This window comes from Actinoplanes sp. NPDC051861 (assembly GCF_040681145.1).
In the GTDB taxonomy this organism is placed as follows: Bacteria; Actinomycetota; Actinomycetes; order Mycobacteriales; family Micromonosporaceae; genus Actinoplanes.
The window spans coordinates 1-16925 of record NZ_JBFAYE010000010.1; the positions used below are offsets into that span (position 1 = coordinate 1).

11 protein-coding genes and 1 tRNA gene are annotated in these 16925 nt (G+C 71.4%); 8 read left to right on the forward strand and 4 right to left on the reverse strand.

Annotated features, from left to right (window positions below; translation table 11 throughout):
* Nucleotides 1–1155, forward strand: a 1155-nt coding sequence (locus tag AB0M02_RS24955) for an FtsK/SpoIIIE domain-containing protein (RefSeq protein ID WP_364230571.1), incomplete at its 5' end; no start/stop codon positions are given.
* An 857-nt stretch (nt 1156–2012) separates the two neighbouring features.
* The gene (locus AB0M02_RS24960; protein WP_364231072.1) at nt 2013–3716 is read left to right on the forward strand and encodes a recombinase family protein; all 1704 of its coding nucleotides are present in this window, start codon (nt 2013–2015) and stop codon (nt 3714–3716) included.
* Here the strand turns inward: AB0M02_RS24960 and AB0M02_RS24965 are convergent.
* Nucleotides 3669–3755: transfer RNA gene (locus tag AB0M02_RS24965), tRNA-Leu, on the reverse strand. The two genes, AB0M02_RS24960 and AB0M02_RS24965, sit on opposite strands and share 48 nt — an antisense overlap.
* 169 nt (nt 3756–3924) lie before the next feature.
* On the opposite strand from AB0M02_RS24965, the gene AB0M02_RS24970 reads away from it, so the two are divergent.
* Genes AB0M02_RS24970 through AB0M02_RS24995 form a run of 6 tightly spaced genes read left to right on the forward strand, consistent with a single transcriptional unit; the run spans nt 3925 to nt 12814 of the window.
* Complete coding sequence (locus AB0M02_RS24970; protein WP_364230574.1) at nt 3925–5331, forward strand: tetratricopeptide repeat protein; 1407 nt, start codon at nt 3925–3927, stop codon at nt 5329–5331.
* 43 nt (nt 5332–5374) lie between these two features.
* A complete protein-coding gene (locus AB0M02_RS24975) occupies nt 5375–8008 on the forward strand; it encodes a fibronectin type III domain-containing protein (RefSeq protein ID WP_364231075.1) in 2634 nt (877 codons plus the stop codon).
* Entirely contained in the window at nt 8002–8964 is a 963-nt protein-coding gene (locus tag AB0M02_RS24980) for a MoxR family ATPase (protein ID WP_364230576.1), read from the forward strand. The genes AB0M02_RS24975 and AB0M02_RS24980 overlap by 7 nt, the downstream gene beginning before the upstream one ends.
* Nucleotides 8961–10076, forward strand: coding sequence for a DUF58 domain-containing protein (locus AB0M02_RS24985; protein ID WP_364230579.1), 1116 nt, complete (start codon nt 8961–8963; stop codon nt 10074–10076). The genes AB0M02_RS24980 and AB0M02_RS24985 overlap by 4 nt, the downstream gene beginning before the upstream one ends.
* A complete protein-coding gene (locus AB0M02_RS24990) occupies nt 10070–12466 on the forward strand; it encodes a transglutaminaseTgpA domain-containing protein (protein ID WP_364230582.1) in 2397 nt (798 codons plus the stop codon). Before AB0M02_RS24985 ends, AB0M02_RS24990 begins: the two co-directional genes overlap by 7 nt.
* A gap of 30 nt (nt 12467–12496) precedes the next feature.
* Nucleotides 12497–12814: a hypothetical protein gene (locus tag AB0M02_RS24995; RefSeq protein WP_364230585.1), complete on the forward strand. Its 318-nt coding sequence runs from the start codon at nt 12497–12499 to the stop codon at nt 12812–12814.
* Here the strand turns inward: AB0M02_RS24995 and AB0M02_RS25000 are convergent, their stop codons facing one another.
* Genes AB0M02_RS25000 through AB0M02_RS25010 form a run of 3 tightly spaced genes read right to left on the reverse strand, consistent with a single transcriptional unit; the run spans nt 12815 to nt 16905 of the window.
* Nucleotides 12815–13834, reverse strand: coding sequence for an NADPH:quinone reductase (locus tag AB0M02_RS25000; protein WP_364230587.1), 1020 nt, complete (start codon nt 13832–13834; stop codon nt 12815–12817).
* A gap of 19 nt (nt 13835–13853) precedes the next feature.
* The gene (locus AB0M02_RS25005) at nt 13854–14507 is read right to left on the reverse strand and encodes a hypothetical protein (RefSeq protein ID WP_364230590.1); all 654 of its coding nucleotides are present in this window, start codon (nt 14505–14507) and stop codon (nt 13854–13856) included.
* Between the two features lie 43 nt (nt 14508–14550).
* Complete coding sequence (locus AB0M02_RS25010; protein WP_364230593.1) at nt 14551–16905, reverse strand: NB-ARC domain-containing protein; 2355 nt, start codon at nt 16903–16905, stop codon at nt 14551–14553.
* Nucleotides 16906–16925 lie beyond the last annotated feature (20 nt).

Sequence of the window (16925 nt, forward strand, 5' to 3'; positions counted from 1 at the left end):
GCCGACGTCATCGCCAAAGTGCCCGCCATCGAATCCGCCCTCGGCACCCGCCCCGGCGCCGTCCGCGTCGAACAAGACCCCGCCCACGCCGGCCGCTGCACCATGCGCGTGCTCGCCATCGACCCACACGCCGGCGCCATCCCCTGGCCCGGCCCCACCACACGAACCCTGGCCGACCCCATCGAACTCGGCGTCTTCGAAGACGCCACACCCGTCCGCATCCCACTGCTACGCCGACACGCCCTCATCGGCGGCACCACCGACTCCGGCAAGAGCGGCGTCCTCAACGTCATCCTCGGCAACCTCGCCGCCTGCGACGACGTCGTGCTCTGGGGCATCGACCTCAAAGGCGGCATGGAACTCCGACCCTGGGCACCCTGCCTCGCCAGACTCGCCACCACGCCCGACGAAGCGACTCAACTGCTCGCCGACGCCGTCAGCGTGCTCGACGCCCGCGCGCACGCCTCCAGCCACGACAACACCCGCGTCTGGGAGCCCAGCCCTAAAGCTCCCGCGCTAGTGATCGTCATCGACGAGTACGCCGAACTCGCCGACACTGCACCAGCCGCCATCAACCACGCCGAATCCATCGCCCGACGCGGACGAGCCGTCGCCGTCGACCTGCTCGCCGCCACCCAACGCCCGACGCAGAAGGCCATGGGCGGGGGAGCGCTGCGCTCCCAGATGAGCGTCCGCGTCTGCCTCCGTGTTCGTGAACGCCGCGACGTCGACCTCATCCTCGACAAAGGCATGCTCACCACCGGCTGGCACGCCCACACCCTCGACGCACCCGGCAAGTTCTACGTCCTCGCCGACGGACACAACCAACCCCGCCGCGCCCGCGCCTACCTCGTCACCGACAATGACGTACGCAAAACCGCAGCCCGCTACGCCGACCAACGCCCCGACCTCGACCCGCTATCACGGGCAGCAATCGGCCAACAGCCGCGCGCCCTGGAAGCGCCTACCCCGGCCGTCACCGACCCCGAAAAACTGCTCGTGACCGCGCTTGAACAAGCACCCGACGCCGGCGCCACCATCCGCGAACTCATCACCGCGACCGGCATGCGGCGCACCTGGATCTACGACCGCCTCCAAGCCCTCGCCGCCACCGGCCGCGCTCACCAAGTCACCCGCGGACGCTGGCGAACCTGACCCGATCCGTCCGCGCGGACGTCCGTCCGCTCGCGCGCGTCTGCGCAGATCAGCGCCCGGACGGACGAGCGGACGGACGATCAGGAGGTCAGCGGGTAGCGGCGGTAGCAGTCCTCGGGGCCGCCGAAGGTGAAGCCGTTCTCGTCGAGCGCGTTGTAGATCGTGAGCCAGGCAGGCGGTGCGTCCAGCCCGATGGCGACGCTGCCGTTGGCCATGTCAGCCGCTCCGCCGGCCCATTCGAGCAGTTCAACATGATCCAGCTTCCGACCAGCCAGTTCTGCGAGTTGCGGCGTGGGCTCAGGACGCCACGCCAGCGCGAAGAAGAAATCCTGGTCCCAGCCGTCATCCTCGATCGAGCGGGTGGGGTCGACAGCGTTCCAGGTGATGCAGAGATCGTCGAACTTCTGGTGGTCGATGCTGACCATCTCGTCACCGAAGTCCAGTAACACAGGAGCATCGGTGAACCACTCATCGGCGCTCAGATCCCAGACCACCCAAACATGCCGCAGAGTCCGGCCCGCCAACCGTGCGAGCCGCTCGCCATGAACAGCGGTGATGCTGTCCCGGCCGTTGAGCCAGTGCGGCTCGTAGTCCTGAATGCCGAAGCGAGTCATGATCCGAAGTCTGACGAGAGGAACGGTGGCAAGCACCCGGTTTATCAGCGCGTAGTGAGAGGAGGCCCAAACGATCACCATGCAGACAGCCAATGAAGAGGGGAGAAATCGCAGCATACGAACCTGCAAGACGATCGAAATCGAGAACGGGCAGCTCAAGACGTCCCTAGACGTCCCACTGTCGGAAGCGGCCGCAGATGTGCTGTGGCGCATCATCGACCGCGCCCGGCAGACTCGCCGACCATGAGGTTCGCCTTCTATGGACGAGTGTCGACCGAAGACCAACAGGATCCGCAAGCCTCCAAGGCGTGGCAGCTCTCCCGCGCCCGCAGCCTGATCGAACCGGCTGGCGGCGAGGTCGTCGCCGAGTTCTTCGACATCGGGCTTTCCCGCTCGCTGCCATGGAAGCGCCGCCCCGAAGCGCTCCGCCTCCTCGACGCGATCAAGGGCCCCGATCGAGATTTCGCCGCCGTCGTCATCGGCGAGCCGCAACGCGCCTTCTACGGCAGTCAGTTCGGCATGACCTTTCCCGTCTTCGTGCACTACGGCGTCGGTCTGTGGGTGCCCGAGGTCGGCGGCGCGATTGACCCCGGCTCCGACGCCCACGATCTCGTCATGGCGCTCTACGGTGGCATGAGCAAGGGCGAACGCAACCGCATCAAGATCCGCGTCCGGTCCGCCATGAAAGCGCAAACCGAGCTGGAAGGCCGCTACCTCGGCGGCCGGCCGCCCTACGGCTACCGCCTCGCCGACGCCGGCCCGCACCCCAACCCCGCCAAAGCCGCCGAAGGCAAACGACTCCACAAGCTCGACCCCGACCCGGTCACCGCGCCGGTCGTGAGGCGCATCTTCAGCGAATACCTGGCCGGGCGCGGCATAACGTCCATCGCGCGTGGTCTCACGCACGACGGCATCGCGTGCCCGTCCGCCTACGACCGCGCGCGTAACCCGCACCGCAACACGCAGGCCTGGGAGACCACCGCCGTCCGCGCCATCTTGCAGAACCCCCGCTACACCGGCCACCAGGTCTGGAACCGCGCACGCACCGACGAAGTCCTCCTCGACGTCGAGGACGTCGCTCTCGGTCACGAGAGCCGCCACCGCTGGAACGACCCCAGCCAGTGGGTGTGGTCGCAGACCGAGTCACACACGCCATTGATCAGCAGAGACGTCTACGAGCGTGCCCAGCAGACCGTCAAAGCGCGCGGCACCGTCGGCGACGCGGGCAAGGCGCGACGCCGCAGCCGCCACCCGTACCTCTTTCGCGGCCTGCTGCGGTGCGGCCTGTGCGGACGCGTCATGGACGGCAGCGTCAACCACGGGCGCATCTACTACCGGTGCAAGGCAACCCGCGACTACGTCCGCCAACACGGCATCGAGCACCCGCCGGTGCTCTACCTTCGGCAGGAGTCCATCGCTGAGCCGGTAGACCAATTCCTCAGCGAGGAACTCGGCCGGAGCAGACTCACCGAGACACTCCACCGGATCGCCGACGCCAGCCACCGCGCGGCACTCGCCGAACACCACCAGACTGACGATGTCCCAACACTCCAGAACACCATCGACGACTGCGACACCAAGATCGCTCGCTACCGTGCCACCCTCGACGCCGGAGGAGACCCGGCACTCGTCGCCAGCTGGATCACCGAGACGACGGCGATCAAGAAGGCTGCACAGGCACGGCTCGGCCTCACCGAAGCGCCGCCCGAGCGAATGAGCGAAGAACAGATCGCCGCGATCGTGGCCGCCCTCGGCGGACTCCTCGGCGTGCTGCGAAAGGCCAGCGAGCACGACCGCGCAGAGATCTACTCTCGGATCGGCCTGGAGATGACCTACCGCCCTGGCACTCAAACGGTGCTCGCGGAGGTGCGGTCGAAAGAGATCGACCGTGTACCTGTGTGGTGTCCGAGGGGGGACTTGAACCCCCACGCCCTATACGGGCACTAGCACCTCAAGCTAGCGCGTCTGCCATTCCGCCACCCGGACCTGCTCATACAGCCTACCGGAGCGTTCACGCCGCCCCGTACCGCCGTACAGACCAGAACTGTACACGCCCCCTTCACCCGCCCAAACCCGGGGTCAGCACCAGACATTCCACCCCATACACCCCACCCGAACTAGCGGCCGCACCCCGGAACCAGGCAGCATGGCGGGCGTGTCCGAACCCTCCCCGTTGACGCCCGCCCTGCAGCGTGCCCAGACCCTCATCGCCGCTGGTGATCTCGGGGGTGCGGTGGTGCTGCTGGAGCGGGCCGTCGAGCTGGGCCGGGAGAACCTGGGGGAGGACCACCATGACGTGCTCACCGCTCAGCGGGACCTGGCCGGTGTTCTCCTGCGGATCGATGAGCCGGTCAACGCGCGGCGGGCGCTCGAGGAGGCTTACGCGGCCGGGCATCTGCGGCTGGGTGACACCGATCCGCTGATGGTGCTGATCTCCCACGACCTGGGCCTGGTCGCCGATGAGCTGGGCAACCGGCATGAGGCGCGCAAGGCGTTCGGCCGAGTTGCGGAGCACGGGCCGGCGGCACTCGGGGTGCAACATCCGGCAGTCGCCCGGGCGCGGGCTTTTCTCGGTCAAGAGCAGTCAGATGTACGCGGAGAAGCACCCCCGCCGCAACCGGCCCAACCCACCACGCCGGCGCCGGTCGAGCAGCGCTGGGACCCGCCGACGAGGCCGGTCGAAGCCGACCCGATGAACGCACCCACCGCGCCGGTCGAGCAGCGCTGGGACCCGCCCACACCCGCCGCGCCGGTCGAGCCGACCTGGGACCCGCCGACGAAGCCCGTCGAAACCGACCCGATGAACGCACCCACCGGTGCCTTCCCCACCCTCCAGCCGACCGACCAGAGCCCGTGGAGCGCCCCTCCGGGCCAGGCCGTCCCCACCCAGACCCGCCGCAATCAGGAGCCGCCACCCCCACCCGGCAACCCCTGGACGGACCACGGCGCCACCGTCCAGCCCCCACCCCCCACGATGACCCCCTGGTCAGCCGACACCGTCGACGACGACCGCCACAGCCGCAACACCCCCGGCGGCGTCACCATCTGGAACGGCGCACCACCGCCCGCCGCGCCCCCGCCCAGCATCATCCCGGCAGCGAGCGTCGCTCACGCGTACCCCGTCGATAAAGCCCCGGAGAGCGGGCGCCGCCGCGGCATGGCCCTCTTCGCCGTGATCGCGGCGACCCTCAGTGCTGTTGTCGCGGTGGCGGCGCTGGTGTTCGTCCTGGCGGATCGGACCGGGACGCCCGGGACCGCACCAGCGGGTGAGACCGATGTGCCAACTCAGGAGGCGATCCCGCCGGGTGACATCAGCCTCACCGACGAGGGGACAGCCGTCGAGGTGCGGTGGACCGACCCCGCCGGCGGCACGGTTCCGTTCATGGTCACGATGGCGCGGCCGGGGGAGACGCTGAGGCCGGTTTCCTCGGTCGGACCTGGGGAGACGTCGTTCCGGATGGGTGGGCTCAGCAAGCGGCTGGACTACTGCTTCGCCGTGGTGGCCGTGTATGCCACGGACAACTTCAAGACGTCGGATCAAGTCTGCACCGAGCGAGGGTGACGCGGGACGGCCGGGTATCGACGTATGCCTCCCTTTCCCTATGATGGCTCGGTTCCTGGCGGGGTGTGACGAGAGGATCACGGTAGTGAGCAGCTCAGACGGCACCAAGACGCGCCGTGGTCACCTGGTCACTCTCGGCGTGGTTCTCGTGCTGGCGGCCGGGCTCGGGCTGACGGTGCGGGGGCTCGGGGCGGCCGATGAGGCGCTCGCGAGTTTCGACGCCGCGTCCTGGGTGTGGAGCCGGGAGAAGGGTGAGATCGCCCGGCTCAACGGCGTCGCGGCCAAGGTCGACACGCGGGTGGACGTGGGGCCGGCGCGCGGGCACGAGCTGGAGGTCAGCCAGAGCGACCGGTTCGTGCTGCTGCGCGACGTGCACACCGGCGCGATCGGCACCATGGACCTCGCCGACCTGCAGGCGTTCTGGAACGCGCAGTCCGAGCCGGGCCGGGGGATCAGCGTGGCGCTGCACGAGGCCGCCGCGTTCATCGTGGACGCGGTGCGCGGCAAGGTGCAGCAGGTCGACCCGAAGACGCTGACCTCACTCGGTGAGCCGCTCAGCTTCCCGCCCGGCATCACCGGCGGCACCTTCGACGGCAAGGGGCGGCTGTGGGTCGCCTCGCCGAGCGAGGGCACCGCCACCGCGATCGCCCCGGCGGCGCCGGCCGCGGACGGTGGGGCGCAGAGCGCGCCGCAGCGCGAGCGCACCGAGTCGGTCGCGGAGCCCAGCCACGACCTGGCCCTGACCACTCTGGACGACGGCGCCGCCGTGCTGGACCGCACCACGAACATGTTCACCCGCCTCGGCGCGAGCCGGAGCACCATCGAGCTTCCGCTCTCCGGCCCGGGGATCCTGCCGCCGCACACCGACGGCCGGACCGTCGCGGTGACCGTCCCGGGGGACCGCAAGGTCTACGCGGTCGACGAGACCGGTGTGCGCACCGAGGTGACCGTGCCCGGCGACACCGAGCTTCCGGCCGCCGTGGCCTGGGAGGGCTATCTCTACGTCGCCGACGGCGACCGGGTGCACGTCTTCGACCGCACCGGCAAGGCCCAGGAGCAGATCGGCATCGCGCGGCCGGGCGGCTCCCTGGAGCTGGAGGTGCGGGAGAACTACCTGTTCATCAACGCACCCGGCGCGCAGACCGCGCGGGTCGTCGACAACACCCACACCGTTCGGGTCGTCGACAAGTACGCCAACGACGTCCTCGGCGGCGACCCGCCGGCCACCGAGAACACGCCGCCCCCGCCGCCGAAGCGCAAGCCGCCGAAGCCGCAGGTCAAGGAGCCCGGCGCGCCCCGCAACGTGCGCGCCGCAGCCGGTAACGCCGAGGCGCGCGTCACCTGGCAGGCGGCTGCCGACAACGGTGCCGCGATCTCGAAGTACGTGGTGTCCGGCGCGGGGCGCACCTTCCAGGTCGGCGCCGAGCAGCGGTCGCTCGTGGTGGACGGGCTGACCAACGGCGAGACGTACGAGTTCGCCGTACACGCCGTCAACCGCAAGGGCGACGGGCCGGCCAAGTCCAGCAACCCGGTCCGGCCCACCTCCGAGGTCCCGGACGCGCCCGCCGCGCCGGTCGCCGAGGCCAAGCCGGACGGCACCGTGACGGTCACCTGGCCGGCGGCGAACGGGCAGGGCCACGACATCACCCGCTACACCGTCACCGCGGTCTCCGAGGGCGGCGCCGCACCGATCGGCGACGCCACCGAGACGTCGCTGACCATCGCGGACGGCAAGTTGGAGTACGGCAAGCAGTACGCGTTCACCGTCGTGGCCGTCAACGACATCGGTGCCGGCTCGCAGGCGTCCCCGGTCAGCAACAGCGTGGTGCCGTTCGCCAAGCCGGGCCGCCCGGACAGCGTCGCCGCCGAGACCGTGCAGAACCAGGCCGGTGCCGTCCAGGTCACCTGGACCGCCGCCGCCGACAACGGCCGGCCCGTCACGAAGTACGTGGTGACCGCCGCCGGCAAGGCCACCGACGTCACCGACGGAACCGCTGTCGTGCTGACCGGCCTCGGCAACGGCGCGAGCGTGCCCGTCGAGGTCGCGGCGGTCAACGAGGCCGGCACCGGCGAGGCGGCCACCGCGACAGCGCGGACCGTGGCGGCACCGACCGTTACCGTCACCGCGGTGAACCCGACGTTCAACACGGCGACCGTCACGTTCGCGGTGGGCAACGGCGGCGGCGAGACCACCTGCACCCTGGCGGTCTCCGACGGCGGCAAGGGCTCGTCCGGCAGCTGCAGCAGCCTCGGCGCGACCGGGCTCAAGCCGAGCACCAGCTACACGTTCACGGTCAGCGCCAAGAACGCGGCGGGCACCACCACGAAGACGTCGACCAAGACGACCGACGCCCTCTACGGGACCGCCACCTGCATCAACGGCTCCACCGGCGACCAGCGGACGTACTGCAACGCCGACGTCGACGGCCGCAACGGCAACGAGATCTTCAAGGTCACCCGGCAGGTCGACGCCCAGCAGGCCGGCTGGGTCAAGAACGGGACGAAGCTGAAGGCGTTCTGCAAGGCGAGCGGCGACGAGGTCTACGCGTTCGTCTACAACAACGACAAGCGCAGCACGACGTGGATCCAGGTGGACTACGAGGGTAAGACCTACATCCCGTGGGCCTGGTTCAACCTGGACGGCGGCGACGACCTGGGAGATCTGCCGGCGTGCTGAACCCCGCACACGTACAGGGCTTCGCCCAGGTCACCGAGAAGCTCGCGTCCCGGATCGGCTCGGTCGTGCTCGGCAAGCCCGAGGTGATCCGGCTCGCGCTCACCGCCATGTTCGCCGAGGGGCACGTGCTGCTCGAGGACGTGCCCGGCGTCGGCAAGACCACCCTGGCGCGGGCGATCGCCGCGTCGATCCACGGGCAGTGGCGGCGCATCCAGTTCACCCCGGACCTGCTGCCCTCCGACGTCTCCGGCGTGACCATCTTCAACCAGGCCAGCCGGGGCTTCGAGTTCCACCCCGGGCCGGTCTTCGCGAACATCGTGATCGCCGACGAGATCAACCGGGCCTCGCCGAAGACCCAGTCGGCGCTGCTGGAGGTGATGGAGGAGCGGCGGGTCACCGTCGACGGCGTGCCGCACCCGGTCCCGCAGCCGTTCCTGGTCGTCGCCACCCAGAACCCGGTCGAGATGGACGGCACCTACCGCCTGCCCGAGGCACAGCTGGACCGGTTCCTGGTCAAGCTGTCCGTGGGATACCCGGACGAGCAGGTGGAGATCGAGGTGCTGCGCGGGGCCGCCGGGCGGTCGCCGGACACCCTCGAGCCGGTCACCGACACGGCCACGATCGGTGAGATGGTGCGGATGGCGCAGGCCGTGCACGTCGCGGACCCGCTCTACACGTACGCCGTCCGGCTCGCCGCCGCCACCCGCAACCACCCGCAGGTACGCGTCGGCGTCAGCCCCCGTGGCGTGATCGCGCTGACCCGGGCGGCCGGCGCGTACGCGCTGATCCACGGCCGTGGCTACGTGCTTCCGGAGGACTTCAAGGACCTGATCACGCCGGTGTTCGCGCACCGCGTGCTGCTCTCGGCGGACGCGCAACTGCGAGGTGTGACACCGGCGGACGTCCTCGCCGATGCGGTGCGGTCGGTTCCCGTACCCTTGCCTGCGACGCCGTGACCGCGCGCGGCATCGCCCTGCTTGCCGCCGGCGTGGTCCTGCTCGTCACCGGTTTCCGCTTCGGCTATCCCGACCTGGCACTTCTCGGTGCCGCAGCCGGTCTCGCCGTCGCTGTCGCCGCCGGATTCGCCGCCTGGCGCCCCCGCCTCGGCGTCGAACGCGTCGCCGAGCCGGACCGGGTCGCCCGCGGCGAACCGGCCGCCATCACCCTCACCATCCGCAACAGCAGCCGCGTGCGGGCCGCCACCCTGATCGCCGTCGACCGCTGCGGAGGCTCAACCGTCGACGTGCCGCTGCTCAGGCTGCGTCCCGGCCGCGACACCAGCACCGAGTACCCGGTGCCCACCCACCGCCGCGGCCTGGTCCCGATCGGCCCGCTCGGCGTCACCCGCCGCGACCCGCTCGGGCTGCTGACGATGACCCGCACCTACGGCGGCACCACGATCGTCCGCGTGCACCCGCGCGTGCACCTGCTGCGCGCCGTCCCGGCCGGGCTAACCCGCAGCCTCGACGGCGGCGCGGACAAGGTCCCGCACGGCACGATCACGTTCGACTCGCTGCGCGACTACGTCCCCGGCGACGAGCTGCGGCGCATCCACTGGCGCAGCAGCGCCAAGGTCGGTGAGCTGATGGTCCGCGAACAGCTGGACACCGCCGAACCGACGCTGCTCGTGCTGCTCGACGACCGGGCCGTGGCGCATCCCGGCGACGGTGAGACGTTCGAGCACGCCTGCGAGGCGGCGGCATCGATCGTGACCGCGGCCGCCCGGGAGGCGCTGCCGGTCAGCCTGCACCTGGTCTCGGCTGTCTCCGAGGGCCCGTTCCTCGACGTCCTCACCGAGGTCACGCTCGGGGAGGGCGATCTGGAGGCGACGCTGCGGCGGCTGCGGTCGCAGCGGCTCGGCGACACGCTGATCTTCCTGACCGGGCCGGGCGGGCGGGACGACATCGGCGCGGTCAGTGCGCTGCGCGGTGCGTACCCGATCGTCATCGCCGGTCTCTTCGGCGACCGCGACGCCGCGCCGGAGTCCAGCGCCGACCGCATCATCGTCATCGAGGCGGCCGACGGCAGCGAGTTCGCCGCGGCCTGGGACGGGGTCCGGGGATGGTGACCCGTCTCCGGGCGGCTGTCGTACCCCTCGCCCTCACCGGTCTCCTGCTGCTGGCCGGCGTCGTGCTCGGCCGGATCTACTCCGACGACATGCTCCTGCGGCTGGTCGCGGGCGCCGCCGCCGGTTCGGTCGGTGCCGGCGTCGCGACCCGCCGCCTGCCGTCCTGGACCGCCGCCCCGATCAGCGCGCTCCTGCTCGCCGGCTGGACCCTGCTCGCCCTGCACCTCGCCGCACCCGCCGGCCTCACCGCCGCCGTTCTGCGCGACGCCCTCGCCAACGGCATCCCCCGCCTGCTCACCGCCATGATCCCGGTCGAGTCCACCCCCGACACGGTGGTCGCGCCGGTCGTCGCGGTCTGGCTCACCGGTCTCGCCGCCACCGAGGTCGCCGTGCGCAGCCGCCGCGTCCTGCTCGGCTGCCTGCCGCCGGTCCTGCTCTACGCCGCCGCGCTCTACGTCGTCGGTCCCAACGCTTCGTCCGCGACCGTGCCGACGCTCGCCTTCGCCGCGCTGGTGATGGCGGCGCTTCTCGCGGGTTCTCCGGCCTCGCCTGCGGCTTCGGCACTGCCGGCCAAGGTCCGGGTCCATGCGCTGGGTGCGGCCGCCGCCGGCATGGTGGCCCTTCTCGGCGTGGTGGCACTGGCCGGGCCGTGGGTCGGGAGCCAGGTCTCCGCGACGCCGGTCGACCCCAGACGGTACGTGGAACCGCCGCGCGTCGACAGCCTCGACGAGAGTCCCCTGAACCGGATCTCCGGATGGGCGCTGGCACCCGAACAGCCGCTTCTGGAGTACCGGCCCGGCGCGGGACCCGCCAAGGGCGTCCGGCTGCGCCTCGCGGTCCTTCCCGACTACGACGGGGTCACCTGGCGGGTCGGCGGCGTCTACCGCAACGCCGGCCGGGTCCTGCCCTCGCCACCGGAGCTGCCCGGAGCGGCCGTCACCTCGCAACAGCAGGACATCACGATCACCGGGCTGACGGGGCGGCTGCTGCCCGCGATCCCGGCGCCGTCCACCGTGTCCGGCGCGCGGGTCGCCTACGACGCGGACACCGGCACGCTGATCCGTCCCGAAGGGCTCAGCTCCGGGCTGCGCTACACGGCCACGTCCCGGGTGCAGACACCCGATCTCAACCTGCTGCCCACCGCGGACGCGCCGTCCGGCGACACGGTGGTGCGTTTCCTGACGGTCGGCCCCGGCGTACCGGAACAGATCCAGCGCCTCGCCGAACACCTCTCCGACGGCAACGGCGGCGCCTACGACCGGGCGATCGCGATCGAGGAGTTCCTGGCGGAGCACTACAAGACGGTGGCGGACGCGCCGAGCGGTCACGCCTATCCGAACATCGCCCACTTCCTGTTCGGCCGGACCGAGCAGGGCGGGCGGGTGGGCACGTCGGAGCAGTTCGCGGCCGCGTACGCCCTCCTCGCCCGCCTCACCGGCCTGCCCAGCCGTATCGTCGTCGGCTTCACCGCACCCGCCGGGGGCGGCGCCGTCACCGGCCGCGACGCCCTCGCCTGGCCCGAGGTCCTCTTCGACGGCCTCGGCTGGGTCGCCTTCGACCCGATGCCCAAGAGCGACGACCCCCGGCCGGTGGAGGAGGACTTCGCCCCCAAACCGACCACCCCACCGCCGGCGCCGTCCGAGCCGCCCCCGACCGCCGACGCCCCGTCGGCCGGGCCGTCGTCGACGGCCCTCGCCGCGCCGCCTGCCGAAGGGCCGTCCGGTGTCGTCGTCGCCGGCGGGGTCTCGGGTTCGGTGGTGCTGCTGGGAGCGGCCGGGGCTCTTGTGGTGGTCTCCCTGCGCCGGGGGCAGCGCCGCCGGAGGCTTTCCGCGGGCACGCCGGGGGAGCGGGTCACCGGGGCGTGGCGGGAGCTGACCGACGCGCTGCGCCTTGCCGGCCGTCCCGTGCCGGCGCATCTGTCGGCGACGGAGGCCGCGGAACATGCCCTCACGCCGCCCTCGGCACCGCCTCGCCGCGCCGGTCTGCTGAGGCGGGCCGCGCCGGCCGGGCTCTCCTCGCGCGTCGCCACGTCTGCCCCCGGTGGTGCCTCGTCTGGGCCGCCGCCCGGCGCGGCCCAGCCTTCCTCCTCCACACCGCCGGACACCGAACCGCTGCTGCCGGACTCCGCATCACCGCGGCCGGACACTGAATCACCGCTGCGGGACGCTGAATCACCGCTGCGGGACGCTGAACCACCGCTGCCGCCGCTGGACGGCCTGGTTGCCGCGATCAACACCGCTGGGTTCGCGCCCGGCGCCGTCACCCCTGACGAGGCCGCCCGCGCCGCCGCCCAGGTGATCGCCTACTCCTCGGCCCTGCGCCGGCGGCGCTCACGCCTCGCTCGCCTGTGGTGGAGCATCCGTCCCGGCCCTCTGCGCTGGCACAATTGAGGTGTTGATCTGACTTTCTACAGTGGACTCGTGCAGCCGTACCCGCCCCAGCCGCCGGAGCCCTCCTTCTTCGAGCAGGAGATCGCCGGCATTCCGGTCTACGTCCATCTCATCGCCGTGGTCGTGACGGGTGGTCTCTACCTCGTCTTCATGCCTTTCGTCCTCCTCTTCAGCTGGATCGGGGACCAGACCGACCGGGCTGTCAGCCGGGTTGTCGACCCGTTGCTGGACCGGGTCCTCAAGGCGGCGCTGGTCATCCTCGCCGTGCCGGCCTACCTCGTCTTCCAGCTCGTGAAATTGATCTACCGCCGCTACGCCGGGCGGGCGAGCCGATCCGGCGGTCGCTGATCAGGCGGGCACGTCGACCAGGACCTTGCCGACCGCGCCGTTCTCCACCGCCGCGTGAGCCTCAGCGGTGCGCTCGAGCGGGAACCGCACCAGCGGCAACCCGTGCTCCTCGCCGACCGGCAGCGCGCCCGCCGCCACCGCCGCGGCCACGTCCTCGGCGGCTGCGGCGAGCGCGTCCGCACCGACCGTGTAGAGAACCAGGAACTGGAAGCGGGTGTTCAGCATCATGTTCTGGCGGACGTCGAGGGCGACCGGTTTGCCGCCGTCGTTCGCGTACGTCGAAATGGTTCCTCTGGTGCGAAGCACCGCCAGGTCAAGAGCGAGATTGGCACCCAGCGCGACCTCGGCGACGATGTCGGTGCCGTCCGGGGCGATCGCACGGATCGACGCCGCCGGATCCCCCTCCCGATAGTTGATCACGTGGTGGGCGCCCGCGGCTGTCGCGAGCCGGGCCTTCGACGGGCCGCTGATCGTGGTGATCACCGTGGCGCCCGCCCACCGCGCGAGCTGGATCGCCGCGTGCCCGACCGCTCCGGCGCCGCCCGCGACCAGCACGATCCTGCCGTCGAGGGCGCCCGGCCGCAGCCGCCGGGGCCCGTCCTCCGCGACCGTGAGCGCCCGGTGCGCGGTGAGCGCGGGCACCCCGAGTGAGGCGCCCAGGTCGAAGCTCGCCGCGTCGGGCAGCGGCACGGCCTGCGCGGCCGGCACGACGGTGAACTCGGCGGCCGTCCCGGTCGGGCGCCCGGCCGCCGCCATGAACACCCAGACGCGCTGACCGACCCGGCCCGAATCGACGCCCTCGCCGACCGCGTCGATCGTGCCCGCGCCGTCGAGATGCGGGACGACCTCGGCGAACTGCTTCGGGTTGGTGGCGCCCGACCGGGTCTTCCAGTCCGTGGGGTTGACGCCGGACACGGCGACGCGGACGCGGACCTCGCCCTGACCGGGAGCCGGCACCGCACGGTCGGCGAGTTCGAGAACGTCGGTGCCGCCGGTGTCGCGGTAGATGATGGCCTTCATCCTTCGCACGGTAGCCCCGTCAGCTCTTCGTCTCGATCTCGGCGCGCATGTCGGGAAAGTCGCCCTTCACATCAACCGTGGTCTCGTAGAAGTACAGGAACATACCGACACTGCCCTCGTCGGCCCAGCCGCAGATCGCCACGTCCTCCTTGCCGACGACGGTGTCGCCGCACTGCGCCACCCCGCCGAGCGATCCGGTGCTGGCGGGGGAGACGCCGGTGAGCTGGCTCTCGCCGCTGAACGACTGGAACACCGTGTCGAGCATCCGCTGCGGGTCGTCGATGTCGACCTCGGCGGCGAGCGCGGCGATCATCTTCTTGTCCTCCAGGGACCCGTAGACGGCCCCGAACGCGTTCGCCGCCCCGGGATAGCCCTCCAGCTCCTTCTCCAGGTCCGTGGTGAGCGACTCCAGCTCCTTGGCCTCGATCTTGTCGTGGCCGTTCAGGGTGGTGGGCTCGCTGACAGTGATCCGGTCCCTGGCATCCTGCTCGTTCTCGCCGATCAGGTAGAGGACGGTCCCGCCGCCGATGAGCACGACCAGCGCGATCGCCACCGACAGCAGCGTGATCGCCACGGTCCGCGAATGATTGGGCGGCGGCGGGGGCGGCGGATAGAACGGCTGCGTGTACTGCGGCGTCTGATAAGGATCGACGGGCGGCGGAAGGTAGGACATCGACGCTCCAGTGATCGAACTGTCGACGGATACTACCTACCGCCTATGACATCGCCGCCCGCCAGCGTGTCAGCTCCTCCCGGGTGGCACGCGTATCGGGATGATCCGTACTCAGCACCCGCAACTGGTCGGCGAGCAGGTCCTCCAGCTCCGCCACGGCCTTCTCCGGGTCGCCGGCCGCGCCCCGCCACTGTGCCAGGAACCGCCGCGTGGTCATCGTGTCCAGGCTGTCCGGCGCCTGCACGAGCAGCCAGTCCGCCAGCAGCTCCGCATAGGCGGCGACCGCACCCGCCGGGTCACCGGCGACGCCCACCCAGTGCGCCAGTTCCTGCCGTATCGCCAGCACCCGCCGGTGGTGCGGGCCGAGCACCGGCGTCTTCTCGGCGAGCAGCTTCTCCAGGTCGGCGACGGCTGCGGCGGCCTTCCCGTCTCGGCCACGCCAGTGCGCAAGCTGGACACGGACATGCATGTCCATCTGTGCGGCCTCATCCGCCGGCAGGCGTTTGCTGTCAAAAAGCAATTTTTCGTACGCGACGACAGCACCGCCGCTGTCACCGAGCTCACCCCGCAGGTGTGCCAGCTGATGCACGTTGTAGAGAGTGAACTGCTTGTAGCGCCCAAGACCCACCGCGCTGTCGGCGACCAGGCTCTCCATCTCCGTCGCCGCCTCCTCGACCCGCCCCGCCTTGTACCAGGCGGTCGCCAGGTTGTGCCGGATGGAGAGCATGTCCTGCCACCCCACGCCGGCCGACCGCATCGCGTCCGCGTACGCCGCCTCGATCACGGCCACCGCCCCCGCCTGGTCCCCGGCCCGGCCGAGCGCCGCCGACAGAGTCTGGCGGATGGCCAGCGTGTACAGGTGCTCCGGCCCGAGACGCCGTCCCGCCTCGGCCGCCAGCTCCGTCAGGTAGTCGGCCGCCGCCCGCGCCTGCCCGACCCCCAACAGGATGTCCGCGGCGACCACCAGAACGGCATGCGGTCCCTTCGCGCCGGACCACAGTTCCTCCGGAGCGGCCTCGGTCAGCGCCCGGATGTTCGCGAAGAACGCCTGCCCGACCACGGGCACCTGCCGGGCGCTCTCCCACGCCTCGGCCAGCGCGTCGGCGGCGACACGCACCACCTGAGCCAGTTCCCCGGACGGTACGCCCTCCCGGGTCGCCCGCTGGACCAGCGCGTGCACGCGTACGGTGTGGCCGTCCGGATCGTGCGCGGCGAGGCTGAGCAGATGCAGACGGCGCGTCGTGTCACGGGTCGCCGCCGCGGTGACCGGCTCGGCCGCGAGCCGCCGGATCGTCCACCGGGTGATGCGCCGATTGATCCGTGCCATGAGTCGCTGGGACCGCGTCATGGGTTCGCGCGTATTGAGCCACAGGGCTTGGCGCAGCGCGTCGGAGCCGAGCCCGAAGCCGCTGTCCACGAGTCGCTCCGCGGTCAGCCAGCTGGTTACCATCGGCGTCTGCAGCAGTTCCTCGGGGACGCCGTTCGAGTCCAGGACGCTGGCCAGCGTCAGCACGCGCCGGGCGACTCCGGGGTGCGGCGTACGGTCGGCCAGCTCCACCGACAGCGACCAGGTCGCCGCGAGTGCCCGGTCCTGGTCGTCCGGCAGCGTCGCCGGCCGTAGATCGTCCAGGCGCACCTCGCGGTCGGCCAGCAGTGCCCGATAGGCGCCGCAGCTGATCTCCTGGTCGAGCAGGAACGCGGCGGCCTGCGCGAGTGCGAGCGGCAGATGACCCAGGGCGCCGGCCAGCCCGGCGGCGTCGTCGGCCAGGACCGGGCGGGCGGTCAGGCGCTCAGTGAGGTACGCGACGGACTGCTCCGCCGTGAACAGCCCGACATCGACCACCGTCCGCCCGGCTCCGGTGAGCGCGTCGTCCAGCCGCCGCGTGGTGACGACCGTGCGGCCGCCGCCCGCCTGCCGTGGCTCGTCACCCGGTCGTGGTGGCGTGCTGCCCGGTCGTGGTGGCGTGTTGCCCGGTCGTGGTGGCGTGTTGGCTGTTTGTGGTGGCCACAGCCCTCGCAGGTCCGCCGGGTCGGTGACGTCGTCGAGCACCACCAGCCAGCGCCGCTCGGTCGAGGCCAGCCACGCCAGCAGCCGGCCGGCCGCCTGATCCTGGTCGGTCACGTCGATGTGCAGGACCTCGGCGGCGGCCTGCGCGTACCCGGCCAGCACCGCCTGCCGGGACGACGCGCTCACCCAGACGAGCAGGTCGATCCGGCCCTGCGACCAGGCCCGCTCGGCGAGCTCGGTGGCGAGCTGGGTCTTGCCCGTACCGCCCAGCCCGGACAGCACCAGAGCCGGCCCGTCCGGCAGCGGACGGTCCTGGTAGCAGTCGACCCTCAGTGGCACCACACCGACCCGGTGCGGCCAGGTGACGACCGGCGGCGCGCTGACGTGCACGGGCCCGTGGAACGTGCCCC